At 53.6% G+C, this 14,562-nt stretch carries 10 protein-coding genes and 1 tRNA gene; 10 read left to right on the top strand and 1 reads right to left on the bottom strand.

Annotated features, from left to right (window positions below):
* Positions 1-20: 20 nt before the first annotated feature.
* From pheS to APH25_RS20810, 10 genes are all read left to right on the top strand, one after another.
* Positions 21-1,037: a phenylalanine--tRNA ligase subunit alpha gene (gene pheS, locus APH25_RS20770; protein WP_028633359.1), complete on the top strand. Its 1,017-nt coding sequence runs from the start codon at positions 21-23 to the stop codon at positions 1,035-1,037.
* Between the two features lie 30 nt (positions 1,038-1,067).
* Positions 1,068-3,449 (top strand): phenylalanine--tRNA ligase subunit beta, encoded by a 2,382-nt coding sequence (pheT, locus tag APH25_RS20775; RefSeq protein WP_060483219.1) that lies wholly within the window; start codon positions 1,068-1,070, stop codon positions 3,447-3,449.
* Positions 3,450-3,453: 4 nt separating this feature from the next.
* Positions 3,454-3,756 (top strand): integration host factor subunit alpha, encoded by a 303-nt coding sequence (gene ihfA / locus APH25_RS20780; protein WP_003250679.1) that lies wholly within the window; start codon positions 3,454-3,456, stop codon positions 3,754-3,756.
* Entirely contained in the window at positions 3,737-4,093 is a 357-nt protein-coding gene (locus APH25_RS20785) for a MerR family transcriptional regulator (RefSeq protein ID WP_014591553.1), read from the top strand. The genes ihfA and APH25_RS20785 overlap by 20 nt, the downstream gene beginning before the upstream one ends.
* 112 nt (positions 4,094-4,205) lie before the next feature.
* Positions 4,206-4,282: transfer RNA gene (locus APH25_RS20790), tRNA-Pro, on the top strand.
* A 561-nt stretch (positions 4,283-4,843) separates the two neighbouring features.
* Positions 4,844-6,343 carry a class I SAM-dependent DNA methyltransferase gene (locus tag APH25_RS20795; protein WP_060483220.1) on the top strand — a complete coding sequence of 500 codons (1,500 nt, stop codon included), beginning with the start codon at positions 4,844-4,846 and terminating at the stop codon, positions 6,341-6,343.
* Positions 6,340-6,516 carry a hypothetical protein gene (locus APH25_RS25555; RefSeq protein ID WP_156333236.1) on the top strand — a complete coding sequence of 59 codons (177 nt, stop codon included), beginning with the start codon at positions 6,340-6,342 and terminating at the stop codon, positions 6,514-6,516. Before APH25_RS20795 ends, APH25_RS25555 begins: the two co-directional genes overlap by 4 nt.
* Positions 6,509-8,020 (top strand): class I SAM-dependent DNA methyltransferase, encoded by a 1,512-nt coding sequence (locus tag APH25_RS20800; RefSeq protein ID WP_060483221.1) that lies wholly within the window; start codon positions 6,509-6,511, stop codon positions 8,018-8,020. Before APH25_RS25555 ends, APH25_RS20800 begins: the two co-directional genes overlap by 8 nt.
* Positions 8,020-9,207, top strand: a complete 1,188-nt coding sequence (locus APH25_RS20805) for a restriction endonuclease subunit S (protein ID WP_156333237.1) — start codon at positions 8,020-8,022, stop codon at positions 9,205-9,207. Before APH25_RS20800 ends, APH25_RS20805 begins: the two co-directional genes overlap by 1 nt.
* 12 nt (positions 9,208-9,219) lie before the next feature.
* Positions 9,220-12,270: a type I restriction endonuclease subunit R gene (locus APH25_RS20810; protein WP_060483223.1), complete on the top strand. Its 3,051-nt coding sequence runs from the start codon at positions 9,220-9,222 to the stop codon at positions 12,268-12,270.
* A 231-nt stretch (positions 12,271-12,501) separates the two neighbouring features.
* Here APH25_RS20810 and APH25_RS20815 read toward each other — a convergent pair whose 3' ends face one another.
* Positions 12,502-14,292 (bottom strand): TIGR04141 family sporadically distributed protein, encoded by a 1,791-nt coding sequence (locus APH25_RS20815; protein WP_060483224.1) that lies wholly within the window; start codon positions 14,290-14,292, stop codon positions 12,502-12,504.
* Positions 14,293-14,562 lie beyond the last annotated feature (270 nt).

The following is a 14,562-nucleotide window of genomic DNA, read 5'->3' on the forward strand; positions in this document are numbered from 1 at the left end:
TTCGTATCTGGAGTCTGTACATGGAAAACCTGGATGCGCTGGTCTCCCAAGCCCTGGAGGCCGTGGAGCGCGCTGAAGACATCAATGCCCTGGAACAGATCCGGGTCAATTACCTCGGCAAGAAAGGCGAGCTGACCCAGGTGATGAAGACCCTGGGCAACCTGCCAGCCGAAGAGCGCCCCAAAGTGGGTGCGCTGATCAACGACGCCAAAGAGCGCGTCACCGTTGTGCTCAACGCACGCAAGGCCGCCTTCGAAGAGGCCGAGCTCAGCGCGCGCCTGGCTGCCGAGTGCATTGATGTGACCCTGCCAGGCCGTGGCCAGGCCACCGGTGGCCTGCACCCCATCACCCGTACACTCGAGCGCATCGAGCAGTTCTTCACCCACATTGGCTACGGCATTGCCGAAGGCCCCGAGGTGGAAGACGACTACCACAACTTCGAAGCGCTCAACATCCCCGGCCACCACCCGGCGCGGGCGATGCACGACACCTTCTACTTCAACGCCAACATGCTGCTGCGCACCCACACCTCACCGGTACAGGTACGCACCATGGAGTCCACCCAGCCGCCGATTCGCATCGTCTGCCCGGGCCGCGTATACCGCTGCGACTCCGATATCACCCACTCGCCGATGTTCCACCAGGTTGAAGGCCTGCTGATCGACCGCGGCATCAACTTCGCCGACCTCAAGGGCACCATCGAAGAGTTCCTGCGGGTGTTCTTCGAAAAAGAACTGGCCGTGCGCTTCCGCCCGTCGTTCTTCCCCTTCACCGAGCCGTCCGCCGAAGTGGACATCCAGTGCGTGATGTGTTCCGGCAAAGGCTGCCGCGTGTGCAAGCAAACCGGCTGGCTCGAAGTGATGGGCTGCGGCATGGTGCACCCGAACGTGCTGCGCATGTCTGGCATCGACCCGGAAGAGTTCCAGGGCTTCGCCTTCGGCATGGGCGCCGAGCGCCTGGCCATGTTGCGGTATGGCGTCAACGATTTGCGTCTGTTCTTCGATAACGACCTGCGGTTCCTTGCCCAATTCCGCTAGGCCCATCGACGCACATTTTAGGAGAACAGCATGAAATTCAGTGAACAGTGGCTGCGCGGTTGGGTAAACCCGCAAGTCTCCCGTGATGAACTGGTTGCCCGCCTGTCCATGGCTGGCCTTGAAGTCGACAGCGTAACCCCCGCTGCCGGCCAGTTCACCGGCATTGTGGTAGGCGAAATCCTATCCACCGAACAACACCCGGACGCCGACAAGCTGCGCGTGTGCCAAGTGAGCAACGGCCAGGACACCTTCCAGGTGGTGTGCGGCGCCCCCAACGCCCGCCCAGGCATCAAGATCCCGTTCGCCATGATCGGTGCCGAGCTGCCAGGCGACTTCAAGATCAAGAAGGCCAAGCTGCGCGGCGTCGAGTCGTTCGGCATGCTCTGTTCGGCCGCCGAGCTGCAGATCAGCGAAGAAAACGACGGCCTGCTGGAACTGGCAGCCGACGCCCCGGTAGGCGACGACATCCGCCAGTACCTGAGCCTGGACGACGCCAGCATCGAGATCGGCCTCACCCCCAACCGTGGTGACTGCTTGTCCATCGCTGGCCTGGCCCGCGACGTCAGCGCCCTGTACGACGTGCCCGTCACTCGCCCGCTGGTGCCTGCCGTGGTGGCCGCCCACGACGAAGTGCGCCCGGTCGACGTCAGCGCACCGGCTGCCTGCCCGCGTTACCTGGGCCGCGTCATCCGCAACGTCGACCTCAGCAAGCCCACCCCACTGTGGATGGTCGAGCGCCTGCGTCGCAGCGACGTGCGCAGCATCGATGCTGCCGTCGACATCACCAACTACGTGATGCTCGAACTCGGCCAGCCGATGCACGCCTTCGACCTGGCAGAAATCAACGGCGGCATCCGCGTACGCATGGCCGAAGAGGGCGAGAAGCTGGTGCTGCTCGACGGCCAGGAAGTCGCCCTGCGCGCCGACACCCTGGTGATTGCCGATCACACCCGCGCCCTGGCCATTGCCGGCGTGATGGGTGGCGAGCACAGCGGCGTGAACACCGAAAAAACCCGCGACCTGTTCCTGGAAAGCGCCTTCTTCGAGCCGATTTCCGTCGCCGGTAAAGCCCGTTCCTACGGCCTGCACACCGATGCCTCGCACCGCTACGAGCGCGGCGTAGACTCGCACCTGGCCCGCGAAGCCATGGAGCGCGCCACCGCCCTGTTGCTGGAGATTGTGGGCGGCGAAGCCGGCCCCATCGTCGAAGCCGTCAGCGAGCAGCACCTGCCCAACGTGGCCCCGGTGACCCTGCGTGCCGACCGCATCGCCCAGATGCTCGGCATGGACATGGACCCCGCCCAGGTCGAGCAGCTGCTCACCAACCTCGGCCTGGGCATCCAGGCCGACGGGGCAGGGCAGTGGACCGTCACCGTGCCAAGCCACCGCTTCGACATCAGCCTGGAAGTCGACCTGATCGAAGAGCTGGCCCGCCTGTACGGCTACAACAACCTGCCCGTACGCTACCCGCAGGCCCGCCTGGCCCCGCAAGCCCGCCCCGAAACCCGTGGCGAGCTGCCCACCCTGCGCCGCCTGATGGTCGCCCGCGGTTACCAGGAAGCCATCACCTACAGCTTCATCGACCCGAAACTGTTCGAGCTGTTCAGCCCCGGCGTACAGCCGCTGCTGCTGGCCAACCCCATCTCCAACGACATGGCCGCCATGCGCGCCTCGTTGTGGCCGGGCCTGGTGAAGGCACTGCAGCACAACCTGAACCGCCAGCAAGACCGCGTGCGCCTGTTCGAAAGCGGCCTGCGCTTCGTCGGCCAGCTGGGTGACCTGCAGCAAGAACCGATGATCGCTGGCGTAGTCACCGGCAGCCGCCTGCCCGAAGGCTGGGCAAACGGCCGCGACACTATCGACTTCTTCGACGTGAAGGCCGACGTGGAAGCCCTGCTGGGCTACTCCGGTGCCCTCGGCGACTTCACCTTCGCCGCCGGCAAACACCCCGCCCTGCACCCAGGCCAAACCGCGGAAATTCAGCGCGACGGCAAGCTGGTCGGTTACCTTGGCGCACTCCACCCAGAGCTCGCCAAAGCCCTGGACCTGGACCGCCCGGTGTTCGTGTTCGAGCTGGTGCTGGCCCAGGTAGTGGAAGGCCGCCTGCCCACATTCAGCGAACTGTCCAAGTTCCCGGAAACCCGTCGTGACCTGGCGTTAATCGCAGGACGTGATGTAGCTTCTCAGGACGTGCTTGACGTAATTCGTGACAATGCAGGCGAATGGCTCACAGACCTCAGGCTGTTTGATGTGTACCAGGGTAAAGGTATTGATCCTGATAGAAAAAGCCTGGCCGTCGGCTTGACCTGGCAGCATCCATCGCGCACTCTTAACGACGATGAGGTGAACACTACCCTGCAGAACATCCTCACCTCGCTAGAACAAAGGTTGAACACCACGTTAAGGAAATAACGGCATGGGTGCTCTGACGAAAGCTGAGATGGCCGAAAGGCTGTACGAGGAGCTGGGGCTTAACAAGCGTGAGGCCAAGGAGCTGGTCGAGCTGTTTTTCGAAGAAATTCGGCACGCACTTGAAGAGAACGAGCAGGTGAAGCTATCGGGTTTCGGTAACTTCGACCTTCGCGACAAACGCCAGCGGCCGGGCCGCAACCCCAAAACCGGGGAAGAAATCCCGATCACCGCACGGCGCGTCGTCACCTTTCGTCCAGGGCAGAAGTTGAAGGCCCGGGTTGAGGCCTATGCTGGAACCAAGCCATAACGACGAACTGCCCCCCATCCCGGGCAAACGGTACTTCACCATTGGTGAAGTGAGCGAGCTTTGCGCCGTTAAACCGCACGTGCTGCGGTATTGGGAGCAGGAGTTCGACCAGCTCAACCCTGTGAAGCGGCGGGGCAACCGGCGGTATTACCAGCGCCAAGACGTGCTGATGATCCGCCAGATCCGCGCCCTGCTGTACGACCAGGGCTTCACCATTGGCGGGGCGCGGTTGCGGCTCTCCAGTGATGAGGTGAAGGATGAGTCAAGCCAGTACAAGCAGCTGATTCGGCAGATGATTGTTGAGTTGGAGGATGTGTTGGTGGTGTTGAAGAAGTGACCTTGAGTGATGATTGATGGATTTTTTTGAAAAAAAGCTTCCATTAATCAAAAGGTTAGGGTATCTTCTTCATCGTTCTCAGCGGTAAGGGGAACATGCTTCAAAGCCCAGTCGGGGCGTAGCGCAGCCCGGTAGCGCACTTGCATGGGGTGCAAGGGGTCGAGTGTTCGAATCACTCCGTCCCGACCATTATTGAAAATGAGAAAGCCACCTTCGGGTGGCTTTTTTGTTGTTTGGGTTTTGAAGATGGATGGGTTGGTGCGGATTAGCCACTTGTGTTGGTCTATTTGAAGCGGTTCCGCATCGCCGGGGTAATTTGAATCAGCTCGATAATAAATTGATTAATAAGCCTAATGTCGGTTTGGTGCTTTAGGCAGGAATACCATTTGGAATACCGTGCCACCGATTCTTCGCCTGGCGAGAAACAGTAGTATCTCTAGGTAGGCGACCTATGCCCGATCTCAGCCGGCATGAGCAGAGCGTCAGACAGCTTCGACAGACCTGTGCGAGCTCCTGCTCCCTCAGTGGGCCTTGGATCGGCATTGGGCAGCGAATCAAACCGGCGGCACCGTCGTTCATCAGCCTTGAGCACAGTTGTCTGAGGTTTTTCGCCCCCATCTGCTGTGCGCCCGAGGCTTGTCCCTAGGTCGCGTGCGTACCGTTCGATGATATCCAGTACAATTGGTTGATCCGTAGCCATCCGGCGGAGCAGGCTACCCGACCAGCTGCGCAAGATTTTTTCGAGTAAAAATGACCCTGATTAATTTAAAAGACCTTGAGGCCCACCTATGGCACGCCGCGCACATCATCACCGGCCCCATCGATGCCTCTGACTATAAAACCTATATATTCCCGATCCTGTTCTTCAAAAGGATCTGCGATGTCTACGACGAAGAGTTTGAAGAGGTACTGGCCAAGGTCGGCAGCGCGGATCTTGCGCGTGAGAAGATCTTCCATCGCATTCAGGTGCCTGTTGGCAGCCATTGGGATGACGTGTTCGCCAAGTCTCGCGACATCGGTAAAGCACTCAGGGACGCTTTTCTGGGCGTGGAGCAAGCGAACCCTCAACTGCATGGCATATTCGGTGACGCTAGCTGGACCAATAAAGAACGCTTGTCGGATGAGCTCCTTACAACGCTGCTCAACCACTTCAATAAAGTCGATCTCGGGGTTGCCAGCGTTCGTAACGACGATATGGGCCGCGCCTACGAATACCTGATTAAGCGTTTTGCCGACAAAGCCAACAAGAAAGCCGGTGAGTTCTACACCCCCCGGACTATTGTGCGGCTGATGGTCAACATTCTTGATCCCGAAGCGGGTGAAAGCGTTTATGACCCAGCTTGCGGTACGGGCGGCATGTTGCTGGAGACCATTCACCACGTTCGAGATAGTGGGGGTGATCCCCGGCTGCTGAAGCTTAAAGGTCAGGAAAAGAACTTAACTACTGAAGCCATTGCTCGCATGAACCTGTTCCTCCACGGCCAGGAAGACTTTGAGATTGTTCGTGGAGATACCCTGCGTGAGCCAAAGTTCCTGATTTACGACCGGCTCGAAACCTTTGATTGTGTGATCGCTAATCCACCGTTCAGTCTCAGTGAGTGGGGGCATGAACAATGGGCGGCGGACGCCTACAGCCGCAACATTCACGGCCTGGCCCCGAAAACCAACGGTGATTTTGCCTGGGTTCAGCATATGTTCGCCTCTCTCAATGCCAATGGGCGAATGGCGGTGGTTCTGCCTCATGGCGTGCTGTTCCGCGGTGCTGCAGAGGACCGAATCCGCACCAGCCTGCTCCAAGAAAACCGCATCGAAGCCATTATTGGCGTCGCGCCTAACCTGTTTTATGGCACAGCTATCCCGGCTTGCATCCTGTTGCTGCGCAGGAAGCGCCCTGATGAGCATCAGGACCATGTACTTATCATCAATGCCGAGGAGATTTTCACCAAAGGCCGTGCGCAAAACACCCTGAGCAATGTCCAGGCGGATCAGATTTTCCAGATCTACTTAGAGCAGTATCAGCAGGGCCCCTCTGCAGTAGCATTAGAGGGCGTAGCGCGTTGGGTGCCGCTCAGTGAAATTGCCGAGAACGACTTCAACCTGAACATTGCGCGCTATGTGCAAAAGCCGTTGGAAGAAGAAGCCATCACTGTCGAAGAGGCGCTCAAGGACTTTCGACAGAAACTGGCTGCGCTGGAGCAGGCCGAGCAGGAGCTGGAGGAAATGCTCATCAAGGAAGGGTTTGAGCTATGAGCACAGATAGCGCCTGCAGCGACACCTCGCAGTTCATCAAGCAACATGCCGAGTCGCAGTACAAGCAGTTTTATCAACGCCAACTTGAATATCCCGTCGGAGCAGATAAACGCTTCGCCGACCTGAGCCAGACTGCTCATCAGCTATCAGACGGGATTAGTAAGAATGATTGAGTATCAGAAAAACCAAGCCTCTCAACTTGGAAAAAAGAAACTTGAAGACCTGCTTTGGGGAGCGGCCGAGTTCCTGCGCGGGCAGATTGATGCTTCCGATTACAAGCAGTACATCTTTCCCTTACTGTTCTACAAACGCCTGTCCGATGTTTACCTTGAAGAGTATGTCGAGGCCATGGAGGTCAACGAGGGCGATCCCGAGTATCCGGCCATGCCCATGTTTCACCGCTTCCATATTCCTCAGGAGGCGCGCTGGGAAAAGGTTCGCCATACCAGCAAGAACATCGGCGAAGCCATCCAGAATGCCTTACGCCTGATCGAGATCCACAACGAACGCCTGCACGGCGTATTCGGCGATGCCCAGTGGACCAACAAAGAGCGTCTACCCGACCACCTGTTGATTGACCTGATTCAGCACTTCAGCAAGATTCCTCTGGGCATCAAGTCGGTGGCCCAGGACGACCTAGGCGAAGCTTACGAGTACCTGATCAAAAAGTTCGCCGACGACTCTGGCCACACCGCTGCAGAGTTCTACACCAATCGTACTGTGGTGCACCTGATGACCCGCATAATGGGTCTCAAACCCGGTGAAACTGCCTATGACCCCACCTGCGGCACCGGTGGCATGTTACTAAACGCGGTGATGGACCTGCGGGACGAAGGTAAAGAGTGGCGCAGTGTTAAGCTCTATGGCCAAGAAGTGAATCTGCTCACCTCCGCCATCGCCCGTATGAACATGTTCCTGCACGAGATCGAAGAGTTTGAAGTACTGCGCGGCGATACCTTGGCAGATCCCAAGTTTATCGATAACGACCAGCTCAAACAGTTTGATGTGATCTTTGCCAACCCGCCGTACTCCATAAAAAAATGGAACCGTGACAAGTTCTTTGCCGACCCTTATGGCCGTAACCTTTATGGCGTACCACCCCAGGGCTGTGCCGACTATGGCTTTTACACCCATATTATCAAAAGCCTGAAGCCCTACACTGGTCGCGCCGCCATGCTCTGGCCCCACGGTGTGCTGTTCCGAGACTCAGAGCAGGCAATCCGTAAAGAGGTAATCGAGTCGGACATTATCGAAGCAGTGATCGGCCTTGGCCCCAACCTTTTCTACAACTCGCCGATGGAATCCTGCGTCGTGGTGCTCAACTGCAACAAGCCTACTGAGCGCAAAGGAAAAGTCTTGTTTATCAATGGCGTCGAGAGTGTCACCCGTGAGCGCGCCCAAAGCCGGCTTTCGGATGACGATCTAGCTGTGCTGATCGAAGCCTATTTTGCCCCGGACAAGGTACCGGCCATTACCGCTCTGGTGGAAATCGAGACGATTCGTGAGAATCAGCACAATTTATCGATACCGCTCTATGTACAGGCCCGCGACGAAGACGAATCACATGATATTGAACATGCCATTGAGGTTTGGAAAGTTAATCGGGTAAAGTTAAAAGGCAAAACTAGACGGCTATTTAGGAGTCTCGAAGTCTTAAATTTCGGGGTGGGTGATTAATGAGTGGCGTATTTAGTGCGCGATTTGGCGATATTTGTCGCGAGATCAAGGTTACAACAAGAGATCCGATTGCGGAGGGGTATTGTCGCTATGTCGGATTAGAGCATTTAGACTCTGGCTCATTAAAAATCAAACGCTGGGGCTCTGTGGCTGAAGATAGCCCGAGTTTCACTCGCGTGTTTAAAAAAGGGCAAATTCTTCTTGGGAAGCGTCGTCCTTATTTGAAGAAATGTGCCGTAGCAGAATTTGATGGCATCTGCTCGGGAGATATTATTGTTTTGGAACCAAAGCCGTCTAAAATAATTCCTGGCTTATTGCGGTTTATAATTCAGTCCGATGCTTTTTGGCGAGTCGCGATTGCTACGTCATCTGGGTCTCTGTCACCTAGAACGAAGTTCTCAGCATTGGCCTCTTGGGAGTTCACTGTAAATTGCTCTTTCGCGCAAGAGACAATCCTTGACTTGCTGATCAAGTCCCAGGAGGCAAGCGAAAAGCTAATTGACCTGCAGATATCCTCTGCGGAGAATATAAGAGGTTTATACTTAAACTTCTTTAAAAATTTTTATGAGCGAGGTGCAGGCCAGGTTGCTCTGCCTGATAATTGGAAGACAATGCGCCTTGGGGATCTGCTGATATGTGTTCCACAAAGTGGATTCTCGGCTAATGAGGTATCAAGTGACACTGGGAATTACGTCTTAAACTTAAACAATCTATCGACTGATGGATACGTTTTGGACGGAGAGCTGAAGCCAATTGCTATCTCGGATTATGATGCTGCTTTAGAACTTAAGGAGGGCGACTTCCTAATATCAAGGGCGAACACTCAGGACTTGGTTGGTCTTGTTGGTATTTATAAGCCTCGTAAAGATAAAGTCATTTTTCCAGACACGATGATGCGGTTGAGGCTAAATGAAAAATTGATTATCAAAGAGTATCTCGAAGCATTTCTTCTTTCTCCGTATGGCCGAAGATCGATACAGCGGGTGGCTGCTGGAACTAGCGCTAGCATGAAGAAGATAAATAAGAAGACTTTGTCAGATATCCCTGTTCCAGTTGCTCCGATTGAGGAGCAGTCGCTGATTTTTTCGACTATTTCATTTTTCTTGGATGTACGCGAGCAACTGAGTAGTTTGTCGAAGTCTCATTCGATTTTAAGAAGCCGCATTATTGAAGAAATTATCTCCTAGGCCGAGGCTGTCATGTTTAATGAGCAAACCGTCACTGAGAATGGAATAATCGATCGTTTAAGAAATTTAAACGGAGTAAAGTGGAATTACTGTCACGGCGAAAATTTGCCCAAGAAGGCACAGGATATCTTTGTCGATGAGTGGCTCAAAGACGCGTTACGCTTTTTAAACCCAGCTATAGATAAACAGCCGGATTCCGCTGATGAGGTGATCCACAAGCTGCGCGGTGTTCTGTTGGAGGCGTCGAACAGTGGTTTGGTCAGGGCCAACGAAAATTTCCAAGCGTGGCTGCTGGGCGAAAAAACCCTGGCCTTCGGCGAGAATGGTGAGCACGTCACCATCAATCTGATCGACTTCGACAACCTCGAAAACAACCACTTTGTGGTGGCCCAGCAGGTGCACTATGTTGCGGCTGGCGAGGTGTTCTTCGATATTGTGCTGTATGTGAACGGCATCCCGCTGGTGGTAGGTGAAGTGAAAAGCGCCACTCGCCCCAGCGTCAGTTGGCAAGACGGTGCCGCTGACTTCATGGGCGGCAAAAAGAGTTATTGGCAGCATGCGAAAGCGTTCTTCGTACCCAACCTGCTGTGCTTCGCCAGTGAGGGTAAAACCTTTGCCTATGGCGCGATCAATGCCCGCGTCAAGGATTGGGGCCCCTGGCACCAAACCGATCAGCGTGAGGAGATACCTGCTACCCTGGCCTCCGTGCTGGCGAGCACTGAAGGGCTACTGAACCCACAAACCCTATTGCAACTGCTGGCCACTTTTGCGCTGTTCTCTACCCATAAAACCGGTAAAGATACGCCACCCAAACGCATCAAATTACTGCCGCGTTACCCACAGTTTGAGACGGCCAAGCAGATTGTTGAGCGGGTCAAACAGGGTTACGTAAAAAAAGGCCTGATCTGGCATTTTCAAGGCTCGGGCAAGTCGCTGCTGATACTCTACGCGGCCAAAATGTTACGTGCCGACGACGATCTGAAAAACCCCACTGTGCTGATCGTGGTCGACCGCCGCGACTTGGACAGCCAGCTAAGTGAGACTTTCGGCGGCGCCGACGTGAAAAACTTGATCAAGGTGCAGAGCTGTAAAAAGCTCGGTGAGCATATCGAGCAGGACAGTCGCGGTATCCTCATCACCACCATTTTCAAGTTCAAAGATGTTGAGATTGATGAGCACAACCTAGCTGGTCTAAACAATCGCGATAACATTATCGTGCTGGTGGATGAAGCCCACCGAACCCAGGAAGGCGGCTTGGGCGAGAAGATGCGTTGGGCGCTGCCCAATGCTCACTTCTACGGCCTGACCGGCACGCCGATATCTGGTATCGAGCGAAATACCTTCAAGCTGTTCGGCGCCGATGAGGACCCCGGCCGCTATATGAACCGCTACAGCTACAAACAGTCAATCCGCGACGGCGCCACTAACCCGGTAAAGTTTGAACCTCGTTTAGCAGAATTGCGGGTCGACCGTGAGGCGATCAATGAAGAGTTCGAACAACTGGTCAAAGACAACAACTTGGACGAGGATGAAAAAACTCTCCTGTCCAAGCGCGCCGGTAAGCTGGCCGTGATGCTCAAGGCACCGAAGCGCATGGAAGCCATCAGCGCCGACATTGCCCAACACTTCACCAGCCATGTACAGCCGAAAAAGATGAAGGCTATGGTGGTGGTCTATGATCGCGACGCCTGCGTGCAGATGTATTACCTGCTTGGTAACAAGCTGGGTTTCGACGCACTAGAGGTTGTCATGAATCTCGACCAGGCGCCGGTGAAGGATGAGAACGGCAAGCTCAACAAGGACTGGAACAAGTGGAAGGACGAGCTCGAACTACCGATTAATCAAACCGACTTTGAGCGCTGGCAGAAATTCGATAGTGAAGAGCAGGCGCAGAAAAGTCTGCTGGAAACCTATAAAGATCCGAAGCAACCCCTGCAACTGCTGATCGTGACCGCCAAGCTGCTGACCGGTTTCGATGCGCCGATCTGTTACTGCATGTACCTGGATAAGCCACTGCGCGACCATACATTGCTACAGGCCATGTGCCGTACCAACCGTCTGTATGAGGCGGATGGGGTGGTCAAGCGTATGGGCTTGATCATCGATTATCTGGGCGTATTCGAAAATCTGCGCACGGCGCTTGCCTATAATCCAGAAGAGATCGACGGGATCGTCGAAGGTATTGAGAAATTCAAGGAGTTACTGCCAGAGCAGTTGATGCTTTGTCTTGCGTTCTTCCCGAATGTGGACCGTACCCAGGCAGGCTTCGACGGCATACTGGCCGCCCAGGAATGCTTGCCGGACAACAAAAGCCGCGATGAGTTTGCAGCAGCCTTTGGTGTGCTTGCCAAACTTTGGTCTGCCATCAATCCCGACCTTTTCCTGACGCCCTACCGCCAGGATTACAAATGGTTGGCGCAAATTTATGAATCGGTACGCCCGGTTGGTCAAACGGGTGCGCTGGTCTGGGCCGCGTTAGGACCCGAGACCATCAAGATGATTCATGAGCACACCAATATCAGTCGCATACGCGATGACATCGATGAGCTGATCATGGATGAGCACGCGATCTTCACCCTGACCGAGAAAGAGCAGGAAAAACGTGCGCGCCGTTTGGAAATAGACCTGATGGGGCGTCTGCGCGGCCATAGCGAAGCTGTATTTGTCGAGCTGGGAGAGCGCTTGGAGAAACTGCGCCGAGAATACGAAGCAGGTGTAATTAAGGCCATCGATTGGCTTAAGGGCCTACTGGATGCCGCTAAAGATACGGTTCAGGCCGAGCGTGAAACCGGTGACGCGATGGTAACGGAAGCAGACAAGAAGCAGGCACTGACCAAACTCTTCCTGGAAACACGTCCGGAAACCACGCCGAAGCTGATTGGTGATGTGGTTGAGCAAATCGATAAAATTGTCAACGCTACTCGCTTTGAGGGCTGGCAGAACTCCAATAGTGGCCCACGCGAAATCCAGAAAGCACTAATGCTGACTTTGGCGCAGTTTGGCCTAAGCAAGGACAAAGAACTGTTTGAGAAGGCATATGCGTATATTGAGGAACATTACTGAATCGATGTTTACGTGTGGCCAAAGGATAAAATTGGCTAAGTGCCCTTGGCGTGAAGATGCTTAGTGCCAGAATGTTCTCACATTTTATTTTCGTCTGGCTTGATGAGCGGCTTTTGGTCGTAGCTGGAAGTTGCGACCAAAAGCAGTTCCTCACGAAAAAAGTTGTGTAAGTTTTCTGGGGCGCTGCGCCTGCTGTATACAAAGAAGTACGTATACTTATTGAGCTTCAAGTCAAGGCCCGGACTTTGGCTGAGGAGGTTTCTTACGGACTGTTTTTTTCTTTGTAACGGTTGTTTTCTTTTTAGAGGCTTTTGCTGCGGTTTTCTGGGCGATACTAGCAAGGTGAGCGGCAGATTCCGGAATATGCATAAGCTTTACCCCGTAGCCATATGAACTGATGGTCTTTCCGTAGTTCTGTAAGGTTACTTTACTGAAAAAAGGTATATCTAGAGCTGATGAGGCGGGACCGTCAATAATTGCGTAAATTACGTCATTGCCGCGTGCTTCGAAATTAACAGGGATTGCGTCAAATTTATTTTTTTCTAGTTGTAAATTTACATCTTTTACAAAGCCTGGCTCTCTCACCATGAGGGTCGAAGCCACAAAGCCTTGCGCGAAGAGATGGCTTAGCGTCGATGAACCACGGCCGCGTTTAACATGGATAAACTCCCCCCGCTCAGTTTGAGTTTTCACTCTGTAGATGTCGCAGACCTCAATTTTATCATAGCTACCACCAAATTTTATCATTTGCCTGTCAAGCATTGCGTGGGAACTCTGGGCTTGAGCGCAAACGTACTCATTGTAGGGACCTTCGCCAGCATGCGAATACTCTGCGAAAGGTGGCGCGAACGGCTTTCTCGGTAGTTCCAAGAAGTACTTTTCCACCGCGGTCTGGAAAGATGCCTCTACCTTAAACCAGTTTCCTGTATTTAAAATATATAAGTTCGCATCGTGCTTGACTTCCGCGTAGAGGCATTTAAAAGCAGGGAATGGTCTAGGAGGGCTGCCGTTCGAAAGAATGAGAAAAATTTCGCGTCGCTTAAGGGTGTCTAAATTTGCTCCTTGTCTAAATGTAGACAAAAATCTTTCCAAATCTAGCACTGGGTCGATATCGTCACTGTCAGGTACTCGTTTGTAAGCAAACCCTGTGACGGAGGTCCAGTCTATTATGTCTGGTATGGCGAGCCACATATTTTTGGTTTGACTAGAGGATAGAGATTGCCAAAGTTTTATGTCGAGTTCTTCAGAAATATCTTTGTCTTTGACCGGGAGTAAGTTCTCAACCCAAGAAAACTCGCTGGCATGTCCATCTGCATCTTTCGCAAGATAGTCTTTAGAGGTGGATCTCTCTAATGCCAGCTGCAGGAAGCTTCCTAGGTCTGAGAGATCTATCGCAACAGATGCCTTGAATGAATCAATCCCGGCTATTACTTTTCCAAAAATATCTGAATAGGCGCTTTTAGTGTGCCCTACTAGTCCGCGAAGCAAGTCCTGCTCAGCGTTAATCATGTAATCTGACACAGATGCTGCTTTGATCGTCTGTGTCCTGCTCAGTCGTGGGGATGCATCAAATGTTTGACGATCAATTGATGCTATCTTGTCTGGTGAGACACTGTTTAGAACGACCTTTATACCAAATCTATCCTCGATTAACCTTGGCTCGATCAGGTAGCGCCCATATCCAAAAGAGATAGCAAACTGGCGAGCGCCATTTTTCACAATTAAAATGGCCGAAATGCTCTTATTCGTCCATTTGGATGTTTTGACTCCTTTATCTAAACCCTTCTGAATGAAATTTAACCATTCTGGAGCGGCCTCTATAAAAGGTTTTCGAATGAAAAGAGTGCCATACTCCCCTTCAGGCCCAAGAGGATACTGTTCAGTGCCAATTTTTTTAGGTTTTCCATTGGAACCTATGGGGCTTGCTATGAAATCTTTATCTGTCCACTCAGAGGCCGAGTTCGATGCCTCTTTGAGTAAGTAAATATTCAGCGTAATCCGTTTGGGCTTTCCTGTGCTCATCAACGCTCCTCCTGAGCTTTACGACCAAGTTTTTAGCTTTCGCCTAATAGCTCCATAGGTTTGGGGTGTGGCCCTTGGCCATGCTTCAGCTTAATACAGAACCGGCGAAACTGTCAGCAGCTGCTTTCATGGATTTACTCGCCGGTCACCGTACGTGCTTGGCCTTTACCCATCCTCATCAAGATCAACACGGCAGTGAGTCGATAGTAGTATCGGCTGGCTACAGAGTGATCTTTCAGGTAGTGGTGAAGAAACCAGCGCACATGCTTT

Origin of the sequence: Pseudomonas sp. NBRC 111119, assembly GCF_001320125.1 — a bacterium.
In the GTDB taxonomy this organism is placed as follows: Bacteria; Pseudomonadota; Gammaproteobacteria; order Pseudomonadales; family Pseudomonadaceae; genus Aquipseudomonas; species Aquipseudomonas parafulva.